Source organism: Azospirillum picis (assembly GCF_017876115.1).
In the GTDB taxonomy this organism is placed as follows: domain Bacteria; phylum Pseudomonadota; class Alphaproteobacteria; order Azospirillales; family Azospirillaceae; genus Azospirillum; species Azospirillum picis.
Genome location: NZ_JAGINO010000001.1, coordinates 298,162 through 317,665 on the forward strand (window position 1 = coordinate 298,162; position 19,504 = coordinate 317,665).

Sequence of the window (19,504 nt, forward strand, 5' to 3'; positions counted from 1 at the left end):
GCCCCGCGCGGCCCCTCCTCCCACAGTCTTGGTGATGCGAGGACAACCGCTCAAATGACGGAGCTTTTTTCAACCGGAGCGCTGCTTGCGCTTCTGCAGGTCATCATGATCGACCTGGTGCTTGCCGGCGACAATGCCATCGTCATCGGCCTCGCCGCCGCCGGCCTGCCGCGCGATCAGCGGGGCAAGGCGATCCTGATCGGCATCCTTGCCGCGACGGTCCTGCGCATCGCCTTCGCCGCGGTGACCACCCAGCTTCTCCAGATCATCGGCCTGCTGCTGGCCGGCGGCGTCCTGCTGCTGTGGGTCTGCTGGAAGATGTGGCGCGAGCTGCGCCAGTCCGGCGAGGAGGAAAAGGCCGTCGAGTCGCTGGAGAACGGCAACGGCGCCGAAACCGGCCCGCGCAAGACGCTGGGCCAGGCGGTGTGGCAAATTGTCGTCGCCGACGTGTCGATGTCGCTCGACAACGTCCTGGCCGTGGCGGGCGCCGCGCGGGAGCATCTGGGCGTCCTGGTCATCGGCCTGACCCTGTCCATCGCCCTGATGGGCCTGGCGGCCAGCGTGATCGCCCGCATCCTGCAGAAGCACCGCTGGCTGGCCTATGTCGGCCTCCTCATCATCCTCTACGTCGCCCTGCACATGATCTACCGCGGCGCGCTGGAAGTGTGGCCGCTGGTGAACGGGCACGCCTGAACCCGGACCCGCAGGGGACGGGAACCGGGACCGGAACGGGGCGCGCGGGTTCGGCCGGGAACTCCGGCGCGGACGGCCACGCGCGCCTTCCGCCCCCTCCGGCAGGCCCTTCGCGGAGCGTGGCGCGCGCCCTTTCCGCCGGCCGGGATAGCCGCCGCCCCGGACTGTCCCGGGGGAAGCGGTACGATTTGTCGCTCTTTGCCATTGCCAAAATCCGCTAAGCTGTCAGTCGAGCAGGCCGTTGTTGCCGGCTCTAACTTTCAGGGTTGCGCGCCAATTGATATACTAATATCCTAAGTGCGTGGGACGGACGGAACGACGCCGCCCACGGGCGGGGGCCCAACAAAGCATGACGACTGAACGCGAGCGGCAGCCCGGCGTCCGCCGGACCGGTGCCGGTCGACCGCTGCCGGCCTGCTGAGCCGTTCCCCGGACCATGTCGCCCCAGGACACCGTACGGCCGCAAAGGTCGACCGGGATTTGCCAGAACAAGAGAAGCCGGCCGCCGACAGGTGCCGGTTCAGCACTCAGGAGGAGTACGCATGAAAATCGCTTTGACTTCGGTCCGTACCGCGCTGCTGGCGGCTTGCGCCGTCTGTTCCATGCTGACCGCCCCCATCCTGTCGGCGCCGGCCGATGCGCGTGACTTCCGCTCCGCCGACATCCACCCGACCGACTACCCGACCGTCGAGGCCGTGCGCTACGTCGGCAAGCTGGTGGCGGAGCGCAGCAACGGCCGCCTGGGCGTCAAGGTGTTCCCGAACGGCGCCCTCGGCACCGAGAAGGACACCATCGAGCAGCTGAAGATCGGCGCGCTGGAGATGATGCGCATCAACGTGGCGCCGCTGAACAACGTGGTGCCCGAGACGATGGTCACCGCCCTGCCCTTCATCTTCCGCTCCACCGAACACATGCGCCATGTGCTGGACGGCGCGATCGGCGACGAGATCCTGGCGGCCATGGAAAGCCAGGGCATGATCGGGCTCGCCTTCTACGACAGCGGCTCGCGCAGCATGTATTCGGCCGCCAAGCCCTACAAGACGCTGGCCGACATGAAGGGCGCCAAGATCCGTGTCCAGCAGTCGGACCTGTTCGTCGCCATGATCCAGGCGCTGGGCGCCAACGCCACGCCGATGCCCTTCGGCGAGGTCTACACCGCGCTGAAGACCGGCATCGTCGACGCGGCCGAGAACAACTACCCGTCCTACGAGTCCTCCCGCCACTTCGAGGCGGCCAAGTACTTCACCCTGACCGAGCACGCGATGGCGCCCGAGGTGCTGGTGTTCTCCAAGGTGGCCTGGGACCGGCTGTCGAAGGACGACCAGGCTCTGATCCGCCAGGCGGCGAAGGAGTCGGTGCCCTACATGCGCAAGCTGTGGGACGAGCGCGAGGCCAAGTCGCGCGAGATCGTGACCCAGGCCGGCGCGCAGATCGTCGAGGTCGCGAACAAGCAGGAATTCATCGACGCGATGAAGCCGGTCTACACCCAGTTCGCCAACACGCCGAAGCTGCAGAGCCTGGTCCAGCGCGTCCAGGAAGCCAAATAAACCCGAAGTAACGCAAAAGGGGTGACGCGCGGCGCCGTCCCCGGGCGGGACGGGCCGCGCCTCGCAAGGAGAGCAGCGGCATGGATATCGAGCTGCAAGCAATGGACGTCAGCCCGCCGCACGCAGGCGGCTGGCTGACCCGCATGAACGCGGTACTGGCGAAGACCGGCATGTATGTCGCGATCGCCGGGCTGATGTTGATCGTCGGGGTGGTCTTCTTCCAGGTCTTCGGCCGCTACGTGCTGAACAACTCGCCCACCTGGGCGGAAAGCCTGGCCATCCTGCTGGTGCTGTACGTGACGCTGATCGGTGCCGCCGTCGGCGTCCGCGACGCCGGCCACATCGGGCTCGAATCCCTGCTGGTGATGCTGTCCGACAGCGCCCGGCGCAAGATGGACGTGCTGATCTACGCGCTGGTCGGCGCCTTCGGCGCCTGCATGGCCTACAACGGCTGGGTGCTCGGCAACTCGGTCTCGGGCTACCTGATCCCCAACCTCCACATCTCCGAAGCCTTCCGCTACGTGCCGCTGGTGCTTTCGGGCGTGCTGATCGTCCTCTTCTCCATCGAGCACATCGTGGCCATCGTCCGCGGCGAGGAGGTCGCGCCGTCATGGAACTGACCATCCTCACCATCACCTTCTTCGGCTTCCTGATCCTCGGCATCCCCGTCGCCTTCGCCATCGGCCTGTCGGCGCTCTGCACCATCCTGTACGAGGGCCTGCCCGTCGCGGTGGTCTTCCAGCAGATGATGTCGGGCATGAACGTCTTCTCGTTCCTGGCCATCCCCTTCTTCGTCTTCTCCGGCGAGCTGATGCTGCACGGCGGCGTCGCCGACAAGATCGTCGCCGCCGCCAAGAGCACGGTCGGCCACATCCGCGGCGGCCTCGGCATGTCCAACGTGGTCGCCTGCACCCTGTTCGGCGGCGTCGCCGGCTCCCCGGTCGCCGACGTCTCGGCGATGGGTGCCGTGATGATCCCGATGATGAAGCGGGAAGGCTACCACGCCGACTACGCGGTCAACGTCACCACCCACGCCGCCCTGGTCGGCGCGCTGATGCCGACCAGCCACAACATGATCATCTATGCGCTGGCGGCCGGCGGCAAGGCGTCGATCGGCGCGCTGATCGCCGCCGGCCTGGCCCCGGCGGCGCTGCTGATGATCTGCAACCTGGGTGCGGCCTATTACGTCGCGGTCAAGCGCGGCTATCCCAAGGGCACCTTCCCCGGCTGGGACATCCTCATCCATTCCTTCGCCGCCGCCGCACCCGGCCTGCTGATCGTCGTCATCATCCTGGCCGGCATCACCAGCGGCGTGTTCACCGCGACGGAATCGGCATCGGTGGCGGTGATCTACGCGCTGCTGCTGACCACCTTCGTCTACCGCACGCTGAGCTGGGAGAAGTTCCTGGCCGCCGCCGCCAAGACGGTGAAGACCACCGGCGTCGTGCTGCTGCTGATCGGCGTGTCGACGATGTTCCAGTACCTCATGGGCCTCTATGAGGTGGCGGACATGACCGGCGAGCTGCTGGCCGGCGTGTCGACCAATCCGCTGGTCATCTTCCTGCTGATCAACATCATCCTGTTCCTGCTGGGCACCTTCATGGACATGGCCAGCACGATCCTGATCTGCACGCCCATCTTCCTGCCGATCGCCATGCAGTACGGCATGGACCCGGTGCAGTTCGGCATCGTCATGCTGATCAACTGCGCGCTCGGCCTCAACACCCCGCCGGTCGGCACCACCCAGTTCATCGGCTGCGCCATCGGCGGCGTCTCGGTGGGCGAGGTGATGCGCTCCATCACGCCGTTCTACGGGGCGCTGTTCGTGGCCTTGCTGCTGGTCACCTATGTCCCGGCCTTCTCGCTGTGGCTGCCGCGCCTGCTGATGCATTGAGGCGTCCCGGGGCGCACGGGCAAGGACGCCCGGCGCTCCTGAATGGCGGCTCTCCTGAACGGCTTCTCTCCTGGACTGGGCTATCGGACGCTTCCGATGGCCCATTTTTTTGGACCGCCTTTCCCCGGCCGCGGCGGGCCGCGTCCGGAAAAAGCAATCCCTGATTGAATGCCATCCCGGAATACGCTATAGGCGCAGAGAATCGAGGCGTTCTGCACAGTGTCCGAACACGGTCCAAGGTCATGCCGGCCGTGTGACTGAGAACCGCCGCCCGATGATGCCGGTCCGGCCGTTCGACAAGTGGAGAAATTCCATGATCTGCTTTCCGGCTCCCGTCCCGATGCCAGGATGGATTTCACCACGACTCTCGGGATCGCGTCGGTGGCGGACGGTTCGGAAATGACGGGCGGCGGGGAGCTGATCGTGTCGGGCGACGGCGCCGTGCCGACGGATGTCCGCGATATCCGCCATGTGATCGTGCAGGCGGGCGGGCGCGGGTCGCGCCTTGAGCATTATTCGTGGAACAAGCCGAAATGCCTCGTGCCGGTGGACGGCAAGCCGCTGATCTACGACCTGTTCGACAGCTTTCCGAATGCCCGGTTCACCGTGATCCTCGACCACAAGGCCGAGGTCTTCGAACGGTTCATCCAGGAATTCAAGCCGGCTGTTCCCGTCACCTTCGTCCGTTCGCAGGGCACCGGCACATGCAGCGGCATCCGGCTGGCGATGGAGCATCTTCCCGACGAGGACACCCCCTTCCTGCTGGTGTGGAGCGACCTGAAGTTCGATCGGGTTCCCGGCGGGCGCATCGGCGACAGGCTGCTCGTCGGCCTGACGGACGGCTTCTCCTGCCGCTGGTCCTGGAGCCCCGCCGGCGGGCTGGCCCCCGTGCCGTCGGGCGAAGCCGGGGTCATGGGGATGTTCGGCGTTCCCGGCCGCCGGGTCCTGTCCGGCCTGCCCGACAGCGGCGAGTTCGTGCGCTGGCTGTCGGAAGCGGCGCTCCCCATCGACGTCGCGTTCGTCGAAGGGGCGCGGGAATACGGCACCCTGGCGGCGCTGCACGCCCATTGGGCCGGCAGCGCGCACGCCCGCTTCTTCAATGATGTCCGCATCCGCGACGACAGGGTGGAAAAGCGCACCCGCACGCCGCGTTTCGCGCATCTGATCGAGCGCGAGGCCGCCTGGTACCGAAAGATGGAGCAGGTGGGCTTCCGTCACGCTCCCGCCCTGTTGGCCGAGCACCCCCTGACCCTGGAGAGGCTGCACGGCGAGCATCCCTGCGACCTGCCGGCGGAACCGGCGGAACAGCGCCGGATCCTGGAGCGCATCATGCTGGCGCTGGAGGACCTCCACGGCCGCGAGCGGCGACCGGCCAATGCCGAGGCCGCCGATGCGCTGTATCGGACAAAGACGCTGGAGCGGCTGCAGACCGTCCGGCGGCTTCTGCCCGAGCTGACGGCACGCGAGTCCCTGCGGGTGAACGGCGTTCCCTGCCGCAACATCCTGCACGACCGCCATCGCGGCTGGTTCGAAAAGCTGGTCGACGGATTGGTTGGAGAGCCGGTTGGGGGGCTGGCCGCCCTCGGCTCTTCGCTGCCCGGGGGCGGCGGAGCACATGGCCGCTTCACCCTGATCCATGGCGACCCGACCTTTTCCAACATCCTCGTCGACAAGACCGGAAAGCCGTGGTTCATCGATCCCCGTGGCTCCTTCGGCGGCATCGACCTGTTCGGCGACCCACGCTACGACTGGGCCAAGCTGTACTACTCCGTGGTCGGCGACTATGACAGCTTCAACCGAAAGCAGTTCCTGCTGCAGATCACCGGCGACGGCGCCGAGATCGAGATCCGCGAGAATGGCTGGAGCCACCTGCGCGGGCTGTTCCAGGAACGTCTCGCTGCCGATCTGCCGGCGATCCGGCTGATCCATGCGCTGGTCTGGCTGTCGCTGAGCGGCTATGTCGAGGACGATTACGATTCCATCGTCGGCGCCTATGTCCGGGGATTGCAGGTCCTGAACGAGGCGGCGGCATGACCGGCCTGCGGCTGAGCCGGCTGGGCAAGACCTGGCTGATCGACATCGACGGCGTGCTGGTCCGCCATAATGGCCATAAGCAGTGCGGCCACAAGCAGGGCGGGGACCAGCTCCTGCCGGGCGTGACGGAATTCTTCGCCAGGCTGGAGCCGGATGACCGGGTCGTCCTGCTGAGCGCCCGCAGCGAGGCGGAGCGGGAGGCGACGCTTGCGGCACTGGAGCGGTTCGGCCTGCGCTGGGATCATGCGCTGTTCGGGCTTCCGACCGGCGAGCGCATCTGCATCAACGACAGGAAACCGTCCGGGCTGACCACCAGTCTCGCGGTCAACCTGGACCGCGACGCCGGCCTCGGCGGCATCGACGTCGTGATCGATCCGCACCTCTGAACGCCGCTCGCGCCCTCCTTCCCGCAGACAAGAACCAACAGGCCCGCCATGCCCCTCGATCCCGACGCCCCCCCGATGCCGGCAGAGGATCCGTCCGCGGCGCTGCGCGCGGCGCTCGGCCGGCTGCGGCAGGCGACACAGGAACGCCGGCCGGACGAACTCGGCGAGGCGGTGGAGGCGGTCCGCCGCCTCGATCCCGACCATCCCCATATGCATCTGGCTCATGGGCTGCTGCTGCGATCGCTTGGCCGTCCTCACGATGCCGTCGCACCGACGATCCGCGGCTATGAGCGCCTGATCAACCTGCGTGGCGATCCGGCCGCCGCGAACCGCCTGGACGCGCTGCTGCAGGCAATGCGGCAGGACGGGAACGGCCATGTCATGATGAGGCCGGCGGCGCTGGTCTCCAAGAATGCCGCGGTCCTCAGGCTGTTCGTGCAACTCGCCTGCGACGGCGGGCATTTCCAGGATGCCGATGAGGCTGCCCGCCGGCTGCGGGAGCTTACCGGACAGGCGTGGCGCGACGCCGAGGACGCCATCGCCATCGGGATGGGCGTCACCACCGTCTTCACGCCCCCCCCCGACGTCGCCGTGACGCTACCCGCCGGCCTGGAGCCCGGCACGCTGCACCACAGCCTGGTGGTTCCCGGGCTGATCGTCCAGGCCGCCCGGACCATCGGCCTCGATGCGTCCGCCGGGCCGCTGCTGGCGGCGTTGGACGCCTTCGGGATCTTTTCCGACGCCTCCGCCCACGACTGCCTGAACCAGCTTCTCCGCCATGGCGCCGATGCCTGCGCGTTGCGTTTCTACGACGCGGCGGAGCCGCGGCTGTCACTGCAAAAGCGCGTGGAGATGCTGGACGACGCCATCGGCTCGGCCATCCTGCGCGGCAAGCCGGCCGCGTTCAACGGCTACCAGCAGCGCTTCGCCAAGGCGACCGGATGCCGGACCGGCGGCCTGACCCGGCTGGCGTCCCATGTCGGCGTGAACAGCCGCAAGGCGCCGGGCTGGTCGCCGATCCTGGACGAGTTCTACAGGATCGCCGCAACCCAGGCCGCTGCCCAGGCCACCTCCCGGTCACGGACCGCGTCAGGAGCCGGAGCACCGCCATTCCGGATCCGCCAGTTGGCGGAGGCCCGCCCGGTTCAGCCGCAATCGGCCGACGGCAAGATCGACGTCTTCCTGAAATGCGTGAAGCGGCCCTTCGACATCCAGCCTTTCGTGTCCTTCTGGATGGAGTGTTTCGGACGGTCGGACCGTTACCGCATCCGCCTGCTCGACGATACCGGCCTCGACCTGAAGCAGGCGTTCCCGCAGCACGCCATCCATGACAGCCGGAGCCTGCGCGCCGGCCGCAACCTGGCGCAGGAGATGATCGGCGAGGCACGGCGGCCGCTGAACATGCTGGGGTGGGAGAGCATCGCCAACCTCACCCCCTTCATGCTGTCGGACAGCGAATGGTTCTGGAACATCGATGCCGACGACATCGCCCCGATGCTCGACCTGCAGTCCGGCCCCGACCTCGTCCGCAGCAAGCTCGAAGAGGTGGAGGTCTTCTCCCGCCGCAGCGGCGTCATGGCGATGTCCTACGATCTCTGGGCCTCGGTCCACTATCTGCTGAACCACAGCTATCATTGGACCTTCGGCATCAGCCTGTGCCGCAAGGATCCGCCCCTGCTCGACCGCCTGCTGACGTCCTTCGCTGGCGTCGACCTGCCCATCTTCAGGATCAACATCGACCATTTGTTCTCCCGCCTGTCCGACGGCTCGCTGGCGCAGGGCGCTTATGCCGACCTGTTCGCCAGCTTCGTCTTCAACGGCGTCCGGGTCCTGCAGCTCGACCCGCAGGGCAACCGCATCCATCATGGCGGCGGCGGGCTGAGCAAGCGGCTGTCCTTCCACGAGGACGACCGGCTCTACGTCCAGCAGCGTCTGCATGGGAAGACGCTGATCGTCTGAGGGGAAAGGGGCCCTGCCGCGCCGGCGCCCCCTTCCCCACCAGATCAGGCTGTCAGGTCAGGCCGTGAGATCCAGCACCACGCGGCCGCGGATCTTGCCGGCCATAATGCGGTCGGCCAGTGCCGGAAGATCGGCAAAGGGATGGACCTCGTACATCACCGCAAGATGGCCGGGGTCGAGGTCGCGGGCCAGCCGCGCCCAGGCCGACGCCCGGCGGTCGACCGGAGCCATCACCGAGTCGATGCCAATCAGTGCGACGCTGCGCAGGATGTGCGGCAGAACGGTGCCCGGAAGATCCGCCGAACCGGCCAGGCCGCAGGCAGCGACCGCGCCGCCCCACACCGTCTGTGCCAGCGCGTTGACCAGCGTCATGCCGCCCACCGAGTCGACGCCGCCGGCCCACCGCTCCTTCTGCAGCGGCGCTCCCTTCTCCAGAAGCGTGGCACGATCGATGAAGCCGCCGGCCCCCAGGGAGCGCAGATAGTCGTGCGTCTCCGGCCGGCCGGTGGAGGCGGTGACCGCATAGCCGCGCTTGGCCAGCAGCGCCACCGCCACCGACCCGACGCCGCCGGCTGCCCCGGTCACCAGCACCTCGCGGTCACCCGGCCGGACGGCTCCCCAGCGCTCCAGCGCGTCGACGCAGAGCGCGGCGGTATAGCCGGCGGTGCCGATCCCCATCGCCTGCTCCAGGGTGAAGGCGTCGGGCAGGCGGATCAGCCACTCCGGCTTGACCCGTTGGTAGCGGCTGTAACCGCCCCACTGGGTTTCCGACAGCCCCCAGCCGTTGACCACCACCCGGTCACCGGGCTTCCAGTCCGGACTGCGCGACTCCACGACCGTGCCGGCAAGGTCGATGCCGGCCACCATCGGCAGCTTGCGCGCGATCTTCGCCTTGCCGGACGCCGCCAGCCCGTCCTTGTAGTTGACCGTCGAATAGGCGACCTCGACCAGCACCTCGTGATCAGGCAAATCGGCGGGCGTGAGGCTGCTGAAGGAGCCCTTGGGCTTGCCGTTGTCCTCGGCGATGACGAAGGCATCGAAGGAGTTGGGGATCGGCATGGTGGCTGCACTCCCTTTCGTATTTGAGGTTGCAGGAAACGATGCGCTCCATTCCGCTATAGGTCAAACAAATTAACTTATCCCTCTGCGTAGGAAACTCTCCCGATTTGGAGGTAGGAAAACGAGCCCCTAGCCCTTGTGGCCAGGAAAGCCGCAGATCCAGCCAATAAATAGAGGTATCCGGTCCTCACCGACATCGACAACCGCAACCCTCTTTCTGGCCATCGGGAGAAAACAGGTCGCCCCCGCCGGACAGGACCTTTCCAAGGAATGATCGTCTTATTCGGCATTGTTGGCGCGCTGTATTTGCGTACATCAAAGTAACCGAAATCGCTTTCCAACAACTCCCCAGAAAGGGGTTTTCATGCACGGGATCATTCTTGCCGACGCCGGTCTCGCCGACATCGACACCCTGATCGGCCGGCACGCGTCGGACCTGACGGTGATCCGGGTCGCCGCCGATGAGGACGCGCTGGCGCTGCTCGCCGAAGCCCTGGAACAGCGGCCGGCGGCAGTCCATCTGATCGCCCATGGCGCGCCGGGTGTGGTGCGTCTCGGCGCCCTGCCCCTCGACGGCAGCGCCCTCTATGATCGCCGCTGGCCCGATGCGACCGGCACCGAGATCCTGATCCATGCCTGCGACGTCGGCGTCGGCGGCAACGGCCGGCGGTTCGTCGAGCGGCTGGCCGCCGTGACCGGCGCCCGCGTTGCCGCCGCCAGCCACCCCGTCGGCCACCCCGACCAGGGCGGCTCCTGGGACCTCGACGTGGTCACCGGCCCGATCGCCGCCACCCGCCGCTTTGCCGGAGCCGACGCCTGGGTCCACGTGCTGGCTTATAGCGGCACCCCCACCAGCGGCAACGATACGCTGGTCGGCGACAATTCCGGCAACACCATCAACGGGCTGGCCGGCAACGACGTCATCACCGGCGGCACCGGCAACGACAGCCTGGTCGGCGGGGCCGGCGACGATACGCTGGTCGGCGGCGGCAACACGGGGGTGTCCGGCGGCGACACCCTGAACGGCGGGCTCGGCGCCGACCATTATGTCGGCGGCAACGGCTTCACCATGGTCACCTACGAGAACGCGACCAGCGGCCTGACATTGGACCTGCGCAACCCGTCCAACAGCACCGGCGAGGCGGCGGGCGACAGCTTCGTCGACATCCAGCGCTGGATCGGGTCGGAGCACGACGACGTACTGACCGCCGGCGACAGCCCGGTCTGGTTCTGGGGCCACGGCGGCGCCGATCTCGAGAACGGCGGGGCCGGAAACGACACGCTGGAGGCCGGTGACGGCAACGACACCATCTTCGGCGGCGGCGGCACCGACCTGATCTATGGCCGTGCCGACAACGACCAGGTGCATGGCGGCCTCGGCAACGACACGGTGGCCGGCGGCGGCGGCGACGACATCGTCTACGGCGACGACGGCAACGACCTGCTGAAGGGCGACTGGGGCAACGACACCGTCTATGGCGGCAATGGCGACGACACCATCGTGGCCGGCATCGTCGGCTCCGGCTCCTACCTGCAGACCCAGGCCGACGTGGTCTACGGCGATGCCGGCAACGACCGCTACATCGTCGTCAACCAGATCGACGCCGGCACCGTCGCCTTCAACGGCGGCGAGGGCACCGACACGCTGGAACTGCGGTCGGACAACATGACCAGCCTCAACGGCTACGACCTGGAATACTACACCGACGTCGCCTCGCCGAAGGTCGACATCAGCGGCATGACGCTGACCAGCGTCGAGACGCTGGCCCTGACCGGCAGCCAGCGCCATACGGTGACGATGACCGCGGCGCAGGCCGACGGCTTCACCAGCGTCACCGGCGCCGTCGCCGGCGACGCCTTCGCCATCAAGGGGGCGACGCTGTCCGGCACCGTCGGCAGCGGCACCGGCAGCCAGCTTCTGGCCGGCCAGGTCCAGGCCGAAACCGTCAACGGCGTCACGCTGCTGCACATCGGGCTCGACTCGACCGCCGGGGCCGACGCCACGCTGCGCATCGCCGGCACCTTCGCCGCTTCCGGCTTCCAGCTCTCCGGCAACACCATCACCCTGGGTGCCGGGGGCGGCTCCACGGGAGGCGGCTCGGACGGCGGTTCGAACGGCGGCTCCAATGGGGGCTCCAACGGCGGCTCCAATGGGGGTGGTTCGACGGGCGGCACCACCGGCCAGGTCCTGACCGGTACCGGCGACCGCGATTACCTGGCCGGCGGGGCAGGCAACGACACCATCACCGGCAACGCCGGCAACGACTACATGACCGGTGGCGCCGGCAGCGACAGCTTCGTCTTCAAGCCCGGCGACGGCTGGGACTACATCGGCGACTTCAAGGCCGGCAGCGGCGGCGACGTCATCGCGCTGTCGGGCTGGAGCGGGCTGACCGACTTCAACTCGGTGATGGCGGTCACCGTGCAGGAGGGCGCCGACACCATCGTGCGCTTCAACGACACCAACAGCGTGAAGCTCGCCAATGTCGATCGCAGCGCGCTGACCGCCGCCAATTTCTCGTTCACCGGCGGTTCGGCGGGTGGCTCGACCGGCGGGAACACCGGTGGGTCGACGGGTGGCTCCACCGGCGGGAACACCGGCAGGACCATTGTCGGCACCTCGGCCAGCGAATACCTCGCCGGCGGCACCGGCAACGACACCATCACCGGCAACGGCGGCAACGACTACATGCTCGGGGGCGCCGGCGTGGACACCTTCGTCCAGAACGCCAACGACGGTTGGGATTGCGTCGCCGACTTCCAGTCCGGCAGCGGCGGCGACATCATCGACCTGCGGTCGATCGCCAGCTTCGCCAACCTGGGTGACGTGATGGCCCACTCCGCCCAGGAGGGTGCCGACACCGCCATCGACTTGGGCAGCACCTCCACCATCAAGCTGATCGGTGTCGACCGCTCCACCCTGACGGCGTCGAACTTCCTGTTCTCGTCGTCGATCGGGTAAGCACCGGGACCGGCCGATCGAGCACTGCCCTCCGAAGGCAGTGCTCGATCGTTTACCTCCTGCACTCCAGAACGGCGCGACCTGGGCCTCCAGGCGCGCCGTTTCCGTTTGACCAAGCTCGGGCGTTCGCACGCGCCCCCTCCGCATCCGCGCGGTATGCCGGAGGTCCGCGCAAGGCCCGGGCCCCAAACGCCCCTACCGGCCGGCTCCGTCGCCGCACCGAACCTGGGATCGGGCAAAAGCCCAAGAACGACAGGGACGCGCCACAGCGAAACTGACCGCCTGGTCATTTTTTGTTTGACATAAATGACCTTCGGGTCATTTCTTTCCTGTACCATCCGGATGCAAGGAGCGAGGCGATGGATCAGGCTGACATCACCTGCGAGGTGCTGGTCGTCGGGGCGGGACCCACTGGGCTCATGGCGGCCAACCTGCTGAAGCTTGCCGGCGTCGACGTGCGGATCGTCGACCTGCGGTCCGGACCGTCCAGGGAATCCCGGGCGTTCGCCGTCTCGGCCCGGTCGCTTGAACTCTTTGCAAGCATCGGCCTGGCGGACCGGCTGATCGAACGCGGCGCCATCACAAGCGGGGTCGACTTCCACGTCTCCGGCCGGCGGGTCGGCGGGCTCGATTACGACAAGGTGCAGGCACCGGACACGCCCTTCCCTTTCATCCTGATGGTGCCGCAGTCGGAAACCGAGGCGGTGCTGATCGACGCGCTCGGGAAGGCCGGGCTGGAGGTCGAGCGCGAGATCGAGGTTACCGGTCTCGACCAGGCATCCGATCAGGTTCGCGTCACGGCAAGGCGCGCCGACGGTGCGCCCGTGGCGATCTCGGCCCGCTATGTGCTCGGTGCGGACGGCGCGCACAGCATCGTCCGCCGCGCGCTCGATCTCAGCTTCGAAGGCGCCAAATACCCGCAAAGTTTCCTGCTGGGCGACGTCGAGGTCGACTGGCCGCTCGGCCACGGCCGCTTCCGCCTCTTCATGCAGGGCGAACGGATCGGCCTGTTCTTCCCGCTGCAGGGCACGAGGCTTTCGCGTGTCATGACAACCGACCTGCATGCTAGCGACCTGCATGCCGACGCCCCTCATGCCGGCGACGACCCGTCACACCCGGAGCCGCTTGCGCTGGAGGAGTTGCAGGCGTCGTTCGCCGAGGCAACGGGCCAGCCCGCCAGCCTGCGCAACCCAACATGGCTGACGCGCTTCCGCACGCACCACCGGGTGGTCGACAGGTACCGCGCCGGCCGTGTGTTCGTCGCGGGCGACGCCGCTCATATCCATTCGCCGGCGGGCGGCCAGGGCATGAACACCGGGCTCCAGGACGCCGCGAACCTCGCCTGGAAGCTTGCCTGGAAACTGGGCGGGACAATGCGCGCCGATGCCGGCGAGGCGATGCTCGACACCTACGAGACGGAGCGGCTGCCGGTGGCGCGGCAGGTGTTGCGCATGACCGATCGCATGTTCACCGTCGCCGCCGGACAAAGTGGCTGGCGCGCGCATCTTCGCGACCTGGTGGCACCGGCCGTGCTGGCGCCGGCGTCGGGCGTCGGGGCGATCCAGACTGCGGTTTTCCGCAGGCTCGAACAGATCGACATCCGGTATCCGCCGAGCTGCGCCGTCGCGCCGGGAGCGGGCATGCGGGCTCCCGCGGCGCAGCTCTCCCGGCATCGCGACCTGCTGGACGTGCTCGCCGGCTACCGCTTCCATCTGCTCGTGCTGTCGCGCGGCGCACTCGAGGCCGATGCCGCGGACGGGATTCTCGGTCGCTTTGCCGCCGTCTCGGCCCTGGGCGTCGAGCCGCATCTGCTGACCCGCCAGGCCGGCGGCAGGCGGGACGGCATCGAGATCATCGAGCGCGGCGACGTCTTCGATCGCTACGGCGTCCCGCCGGATGATGGCCAGGCTTCCGTGCTGATCCGGCCCGATGGCCATATCGCCTGGCGCGGCGACGGGGTCGGCGTTGCGGGATGCATGGATTTCCTGACCCAGAGCATCGGCTTGGCGGGATCCGGCCGGCCTGATTGCCGCTGAGGACATCCCGCCTCCGGGGACATCCGCGGCGGCACCCGGCCCTCAGCCGAACAGCCCCTCCCCCACCACCCGCGTCTCCACCGTCCGGCCGGTGGCGCGGACGGCGACCGCGGCGATGGTGCCGGGCAGGATCCGGCGGTCGAACAGGCTCCACTCCTCCGGCGTTCCGACATCGGCCCGCAGACGGTCGTCGATGGCCAGCACGGCCGGCGGCGCGCCGGGCGCCACCTCCACCGCGAACTGGTCGAGCGGCATCGACAGGCCGACGCCGGCCGCCTTGATGAAGGCCTCCTTGCGGGTCCAGGCCAGCAGGAAGCCTTCGTCGCGCCGGTCCGGCGGCAGGGCCTTCAGGGCCGCGCGCTCGATGTCGTGGAAGAACCGCTCGGCGATGCCCTCGCCGCTCTCGATCGGGCGCAGCCGCTCGATGTCGGCGCCGACCGGCCCGTCGGCCGACACTGCGATGGCGAGCGACTCCTCGCTGTCGGCGAGATTGAAGAACGGGCCTCCGGCCAGCGACGGCTTGCCGTGGCTGCCGTAGTCGAAGCGCAGTCCGCCCGGATCGCGCCCGGTCAGCCGCCCGAGCAGAAGGCGCAGCAGCCCGCGGCGCAGGATGAAACGCTCGGTCAGCCGCTTCATCAGGAAGCGGTCGGCCCGTTCGATCTCATCGTCGGACAGCAGGGCGCGCAGGGCGCCGCATTGCATGGACAGGCCGGCGAGGTCGGCATACCAGACCCGGACGACGCCGGGCGGCATCCGGAAATCCTCTGCCGCCGCGGCGGCGGTCCTCATCGTCATGCCGTCGTCGATCATCGGACAGCACTCCTCCCCCATATCGGGTCCCGGCATACGGGACCTCGGAAATTAGCGTCCTGGCTCCGGCAGGGGTTTCGGGTATCATGCGCGCCTCTTGCATTCGCCCCCATCCGGATCCGGCCCAATGGTTGATACCGCCCTGCTCGCCCCGCACCTGACCAACGTTCTTCGCGACGCCTTCATCCCGGAACTGCCCAATCATTACCGCGGCAAGGTGCGCGAAAACTACGATCTTCCGGACCGGGGAGAGGGCGCGCGGCGGATTCTGATCACCACCGACCGGCTGTCCGCCTTCGACCGCATCCTGACCGCAATCCCGTTCAAGGGACAGGTGCTGACGCAGACCGCCCGCTTCTGGTTCGAGGCGACGAAGGACATCTGCGCCAACCACGTGCTGGACTACCCGGATCCCAACGTCGTGCTGGCCAAGCGGCTGAGCATCATGCCGGTCGAGGTGGTGGTCCGCTCCTACATGGCCGGCACCACCGGCACCTCGATCTGGTCGATGTACAAGCAGGGCCGGCGCGAGATGTACGGCCACGTCTTCCCCGACGGGCTGCGCCAGAACCAGAAGCTGGACGCCCCCATCATCACCCCGACCACCAAGGCGTTCGACGCCGGCCACGACGAGGAGCTGACCGCGGCGGAGATCGTCGGCCGCAACCTGCTGACCCGGGCCCAGTGGGAGGAGGTGTCGGAGAAGGCGCTGGCCCTGTTCGCCCGCGGCCAGGCGATGGCGGCCGAGCGCGGCCTGATCCTGGTCGACACCAAGTACGAGTTCGGCTTCGACGAGGACGGCAACATCCTGCTCGCCGACGAGATCCACACCCCCGACAGCTCGCGCTACTGGTTCGCCGGCAGCTACCTGGAGCGGTTCGAGACCGGCGGCAAGCCCGAGAGCTTCGACAAGGATTTCGTCCGCAACTGGGTGGTCGCCCGCTGCGACCCCTATACCCAGGACGTTCCGGAAATCCCCGCGGACGTCGTGCTGGAGGCCGCCCGCGTCTACATCGAGGCCGGCGAAACCATCACCGGGCGCCCCTTCGAGGTGCCGGCGACCGCGGTGCCGGTCCTCGACCGCATCCGCGCCAACCTGGCCCCCTACTTCACCGAGTGAGGGGGGAGGGCTCCATGCGCGTCGCCGTTCTCGACGACTACCAGGAGGTCGCCCGCGGCCTCGCCGACTGGTCGCAGTTGCCGGAAGGCAGCGACCTGACCGTCTTCCATGCCCCCTTGGGGGAGCCGGATGCGGTGGCGACGGCGCTGGAGCCCTTCGACGTGCTGGTCATCATGCGCGAGCGCACGCCCTTCCCGGCCGCGCTGATCGAGCGGCTGCCGAACCTGAAGCTGCTGGTCACCACCGGCGCCCGCAACAACGCGGTGGACCTGCACGCCTGTGCGGCGCGCGGCATCACCGTCTGCGGAACCGGCATGGTCGGCACGCCGACGGCGGAGCTGGCCTGGGGGCTGATCCTGGCGCTGGCCAAGCGCATCCCGGCGGAGGAGCGGGCGCTGCGCGAGGGGCGCTGGCAGACCTGCCTGACCGGCGACCTCGGCGGCAAGCGCCTGGGGCTGGTCGGGCTGGGCAAGCTCGGCACGAAGGTCGCCAGGGTCGGCCAGGCCTTCGGCATGGACGTGGTGGCCTGGAGCCCCAACCTGACCGCCGAACGTGCCGCCGAGGCAGGGGTGGCACGGGTGGAGAAGCGGGAGCTGTTCGCGACCTCCGACGTGGTCAGCGTCCATCTGGTGCTGAGCGAGCGCACCCGCGGCGTCGTGGGGGCGGCGGAGATCGGCGCGATGAAGCCGACGGCATTGTTCGTCAACACCTCGCGCGCCGGCCTGGTGGATGAGGCGGCGCTGGCCGATGCCTTGCGGCAGGGCCGGATCGGCGGCGCCGGCATCGACGTCTTTCCCATCGAGCCTCTTCCGGCTGACAGCCTTTGGCTTGACCTTCCCAACACCGTCCTGACACCCCATCTCGGCTATGTGACGCGGGAGAATTACGCGGTGTTCTACCGCGACGCGCTGGCGGATATCCTGGCCTGGAGGGCCGGTGCGCCGGTGCGGTTGCTCTCGCCGGGCTAGCGTGTGATCGGCTCGAGCGGCTCCGCCCGAGCCGGGAATCACAGGCTCAACGGCGGCGGAGTGGGCCGGTGGTGGACTGGAGGGCCAGGGGCGGCGACAACGCCCCGCACGGGAACGGGATTCTTGCCAAGCTGGGCCGCCACCAGCTCGGGCTGCTCATCGGCCTCTCGGTAACGGCCGGACTGGTGTTCGCCTTCGTCGAGCTGGCCGGCGAGGTGATGGAAGGCGAGACCACCGCCTTCGACCGATGGCTCCTGCTGGCGCTGCGCGATCCACTGAATCCGGAACAGGCCGGCGGCCCCTGGTGGCTGGCGCGGGTGGCGCGCGACATCACCTCGCTCGGCAGCACCACGATCGTGACGCTGGTCACCATCGCGGCGCTGGGCTTCCTGCTGCTTCTGCGCAAGCGGGCGGCGGCGCTGCTGGTGCTGGCATCGGTGGGCGGCGGCGGAACGCTGAGCACGGTGCTCAAATCCCTGTTCGACCGCGCCCGTCCCGACCTGGTGCCGCATGGCGACCAAGTCATCTCCGCCAGCTTCCCGAGCGGCCACGCCATGTTGTCGGCGATCGTCTACCTGACGCTGGGCGCCCTGCTGACGCAGTTCGTCCAGGGCCGGCGGACCAAGGCGTACCTGCTGATCTGGGCGATGATGCTGACGCTATTGGTGGGATCGACGCGCGTCTATCTGGGGGTCCACTGGCCAACCGACGTGCTGGCCGGCTGGTGCGTCGGCGCCGCCTGGGCCGCCTTGTGCTGGGTGATCGCCGAGTGGCTGCAGCGGCGCGGCGCGGTGGAGCAGGACCGGCCGGAGGCCGGAGCCGGCCAGTGACGGGCCGGCACGGCGGCACCGCACAAGCGGGTTGAACCGCCGTATGTTCCTGTCGATAGTGGAGTGTGTACCACTTTCGGATCAGGACGTTCCATGCCGCACGGCACCCTCGACCGCGAAACCCTGGAAGCCGTGGGCATCCTCGCCCGTGCGGTGGAACGCGAGCGGGTGCCCGGCGTGCTGGAATGCCGGCTGCTGGCGAGTGCATTGCACCGCACCCTGGAATCCGGACGAGAAAGCGACCTCGGCGAGGCGTCGCGCATCTTCCGGACGCTGGACTCCGAACTGCGCGATCGCATCGTCACCCGCTCCCGGCTGGAGGCGCATCAGGCGCGCAGACGGACGGCGGCGGCCGTGGCGAAGCCGGTCGCCGAAGCCGTCACCGTCGAGCCCGCCGTCCACCGCAAGCCGGAACCCAAGGACCGCACCGGCTCCAGCTTCCTCACGGCGCTCAACGGCCTGCGGCCGGGCAAAACAGCCCCCACCAGCCGCTGCGCCGCCCGCGACCGGCTGCGTGCCGCGGTCGATAGCCAGCGCCGGGTCGGCGAACGGGTGAAGCCGGCGCTGAAGTGACCTGCACCAGCAACGATCACCGATGGCGGCAGCGGGAACGACGGGTTGCACGGTGATGGATCGATGTGGCAATCCAGGCGTCTCCGGCATGCGGAGCGACACGAGCGGCGCCTGTGGTCGCTGGACGGTGGGCTGTTTCGACCCACGCCCCCGCATGGGGAGCGACGCCAGCCCAAGCGACTGCCCGGTGGTGGACATGGCGTTTCGATCCACGCCCCCGCATGGGGAGCGACCACGAAGCGCTGCTGAGCGTTCTCCCACTCGTGTTGTTTCGATCCACGCCCCCGCATGGGGAGCGACACTCCGCCTTGTACCTCTTGCGCTCCTCCGGCAGCAGTTTCGATCCACGCCCCCGCATGGGGAGCGACGATCAAGGCAAAGTTCCCCACCAATCCCGACTGCTGTTTCGATCCACGCCCCCGCATGGGGAGCGACTCTCGTCCTCTTCGTCCAGGCTGGCCACGTAGGCGTTTCGATCCACGCCCCCGCATGGGGAGCGACCCTGCTTGGGGGCCTCCATTGCAGGCGTGGGCAGTTTCGATCCACGCCCCCGCATGGGGAGCGACGCTGGCCTCCCCGGTCCGTTCGCAGCTCGGCCCGGTTTCGATCCACGCCCCCGCATGGGGAGCGACG

Annotated in this window: 15 protein-coding genes and 1 CRISPR repeat array (1 of these 16 cut by a window edge); of the genes, 13 read left to right on the forward strand and 2 right to left on the reverse strand. The window is 68.4% G+C overall.

All coding sequences use genetic code 11. The features are described 5' to 3' along the window. Window positions 1-54: 54 nt before the first annotated feature. From J2850_RS01355 to J2850_RS01385, 7 genes are all read left to right on the forward strand, one after another. Complete coding sequence (locus J2850_RS01355) at window positions 55-693, forward strand: TerC family protein (protein WP_209977963.1); 639 nt, start codon at window positions 55-57, stop codon at window positions 691-693. A gap of 542 nt (window positions 694-1,235) precedes the next feature. Continuing rightward, window positions 1,236-2,240 (forward strand): TRAP transporter substrate-binding protein, encoded by a 1,005-nt coding sequence (locus J2850_RS01360; RefSeq protein WP_209977966.1) that lies wholly within the window; start codon window positions 1,236-1,238, stop codon window positions 2,238-2,240. Between the two features lie 80 nt (window positions 2,241-2,320). Then, a complete protein-coding gene (locus tag J2850_RS01365) occupies window positions 2,321-2,860 on the forward strand; it encodes a TRAP transporter small permease (RefSeq protein ID WP_209977969.1) in 540 nt (179 codons plus the stop codon). After that, the gene (locus J2850_RS01370; protein WP_209977971.1) at window positions 2,851-4,134 is read left to right on the forward strand and encodes a TRAP transporter large permease; all 1,284 of its coding nucleotides are present in this window, start codon (window positions 2,851-2,853) and stop codon (window positions 4,132-4,134) included. Before J2850_RS01365 ends, J2850_RS01370 begins: the two co-directional genes overlap by 10 nt. 348 nt (window positions 4,135-4,482) lie before the next feature. Continuing rightward, a complete protein-coding gene (locus tag J2850_RS01375) occupies window positions 4,483-6,168 on the forward strand; it encodes an NTP transferase domain-containing protein (RefSeq protein ID WP_209977973.1) in 1,686 nt (561 codons plus the stop codon). After that, complete coding sequence (locus J2850_RS01380) at window positions 6,165-6,554, forward strand: HAD family hydrolase (RefSeq protein ID WP_209977975.1); 390 nt, start codon at window positions 6,165-6,167, stop codon at window positions 6,552-6,554. Before J2850_RS01375 ends, J2850_RS01380 begins: the two co-directional genes overlap by 4 nt. Window positions 6,555-6,602: 48 nt before the next feature. Then, window positions 6,603-8,513, forward strand: coding sequence for a SirB1 family protein (locus tag J2850_RS01385; RefSeq protein WP_209977976.1), 1,911 nt, complete (start codon window positions 6,603-6,605; stop codon window positions 8,511-8,513). A 57-nt stretch (window positions 8,514-8,570) separates the two neighbouring features. On the opposite strand, the gene J2850_RS01390 is transcribed toward J2850_RS01385, so the two are convergent. Beyond that, complete coding sequence (locus J2850_RS01390; protein WP_211113728.1) at window positions 8,571-9,572, reverse strand: MDR family oxidoreductase; 1,002 nt, start codon at window positions 9,570-9,572, stop codon at window positions 8,571-8,573. A gap of 364 nt (window positions 9,573-9,936) precedes the next feature. On the opposite strand from J2850_RS01390, the gene J2850_RS01395 reads away from it, so the two are divergent. Both J2850_RS01395 and J2850_RS01400 read left to right on the forward strand, forming a co-directional pair. Continuing rightward, entirely contained in the window at window positions 9,937-12,534 is a 2,598-nt protein-coding gene (locus tag J2850_RS01395; protein ID WP_209977978.1) for a DUF4347 domain-containing protein, read from the forward strand. 359 nt (window positions 12,535-12,893) lie between these two features. After that, complete coding sequence (locus J2850_RS01400; protein WP_209977980.1) at window positions 12,894-14,570, forward strand: FAD-dependent monooxygenase; 1,677 nt, start codon at window positions 12,894-12,896, stop codon at window positions 14,568-14,570. Window positions 14,571-14,612: 42 nt separating this feature from the next. Here the strand turns inward: J2850_RS01400 and J2850_RS01405 are convergent, their stop codons facing one another. Beyond that, on the reverse strand, window positions 14,613-15,380 hold the full coding sequence (locus J2850_RS01405; RefSeq protein ID WP_209977984.1) for a 4'-phosphopantetheinyl transferase family protein: 768 nt from the start codon (window positions 15,378-15,380) through the stop codon (window positions 14,613-14,615). A gap of 127 nt (window positions 15,381-15,507) precedes the next feature. On the opposite strand from J2850_RS01405, the gene J2850_RS01410 reads away from it, so the two are divergent. The 4 genes from J2850_RS01410 to J2850_RS01425 all read left to right on the forward strand — a co-directional run bounded on the left by J2850_RS01410 (window position 15,508) and on the right by J2850_RS01425 (window position 18,871). Then, the gene (locus tag J2850_RS01410) at window positions 15,508-16,500 is read left to right on the forward strand and encodes a phosphoribosylaminoimidazolesuccinocarboxamide synthase (protein ID WP_209977993.1); all 993 of its coding nucleotides are present in this window, start codon (window positions 15,508-15,510) and stop codon (window positions 16,498-16,500) included. Between the two features lie 14 nt (window positions 16,501-16,514). Continuing rightward, window positions 16,515-17,468, forward strand: coding sequence for a D-2-hydroxyacid dehydrogenase family protein (locus tag J2850_RS01415; RefSeq protein ID WP_209977995.1), 954 nt, complete (start codon window positions 16,515-16,517; stop codon window positions 17,466-17,468). A 68-nt stretch (window positions 17,469-17,536) separates the two neighbouring features. Next, on the forward strand, window positions 17,537-18,298 hold the full coding sequence (locus J2850_RS01420) for a phosphatase PAP2 family protein (protein WP_307353678.1): 762 nt from the start codon (window positions 17,537-17,539) through the stop codon (window positions 18,296-18,298). 93 nt (window positions 18,299-18,391) lie between these two features. Next, window positions 18,392-18,871 (forward strand): hypothetical protein, encoded by a 480-nt coding sequence (locus J2850_RS01425; protein WP_209977997.1) that lies wholly within the window; start codon window positions 18,392-18,394, stop codon window positions 18,869-18,871. A gap of 134 nt (window positions 18,872-19,005) precedes the next feature. Beyond that, window positions 19,006-19,504: direct repeats of the CRISPR family, unit length 32 nt; unit sequence GTTTCGATCCACGCCCCCGCATGGGGAGCGAC (it continues 1,815 nt past the right edge of the window).

What these genes read in the sequence shown, in the direction of transcription:
- J2850_RS01380 (WP_209977975.1), top strand. Translation starts at nt 6,165, where the DNA reads ATGACCGGCCTGCGGCTGAGCCGGCTGGGCAAGACCTGGCTGATCGAC.
- J2850_RS01355 (WP_209977963.1), top strand. Translation starts at nt 55, where the DNA reads ATGACGGAGCTTTTTTCAACCGGAGCGCTGCTTGCGCTTCTGCAGGTC.
- J2850_RS01385 (WP_209977976.1), top strand. Translation starts at nt 6,603, where the DNA reads ATGCCCCTCGATCCCGACGCCCCCCCGATGCCGGCAGAGGATCCGTCC.
- J2850_RS01370 (WP_209977971.1), top strand. Translation starts at nt 2,851, where the DNA reads ATGGAACTGACCATCCTCACCATCACCTTCTTCGGCTTCCTGATCCTC.
- J2850_RS01400 (WP_209977980.1), top strand. Translation starts at nt 12,894, where the DNA reads ATGGATCAGGCTGACATCACCTGCGAGGTGCTGGTCGTCGGGGCGGGA.
- J2850_RS01405 (WP_209977984.1), bottom strand. Translation starts at nt 15,380, where the DNA reads ATGATCGACGACGGCATGACGATGAGGACCGCCGCCGCGGCGGCAGAG.
- J2850_RS01390 (WP_211113728.1), bottom strand. Translation starts at nt 9,572, where the DNA reads ATGCCGATCCCCAACTCCTTCGATGCCTTCGTCATCGCCGAGGACAAC.
- J2850_RS01395 (WP_209977978.1), top strand. Translation starts at nt 9,937, where the DNA reads ATGCACGGGATCATTCTTGCCGACGCCGGTCTCGCCGACATCGACACC.
- J2850_RS01360 (WP_209977966.1), top strand. Translation starts at nt 1,236, where the DNA reads ATGAAAATCGCTTTGACTTCGGTCCGTACCGCGCTGCTGGCGGCTTGC.
- J2850_RS01365 (WP_209977969.1), top strand. Translation starts at nt 2,321, where the DNA reads ATGGATATCGAGCTGCAAGCAATGGACGTCAGCCCGCCGCACGCAGGC.
- J2850_RS01415 (WP_209977995.1), top strand. Translation starts at nt 16,515, where the DNA reads ATGCGCGTCGCCGTTCTCGACGACTACCAGGAGGTCGCCCGCGGCCTC.
- J2850_RS01425 (WP_209977997.1), top strand. Translation starts at nt 18,392, where the DNA reads ATGCCGCACGGCACCCTCGACCGCGAAACCCTGGAAGCCGTGGGCATC.
- J2850_RS01410 (WP_209977993.1), top strand. Translation starts at nt 15,508, where the DNA reads ATGGTTGATACCGCCCTGCTCGCCCCGCACCTGACCAACGTTCTTCGC.
- J2850_RS01375 (WP_209977973.1), top strand. Translation starts at nt 4,483, where the DNA reads ATGGATTTCACCACGACTCTCGGGATCGCGTCGGTGGCGGACGGTTCG.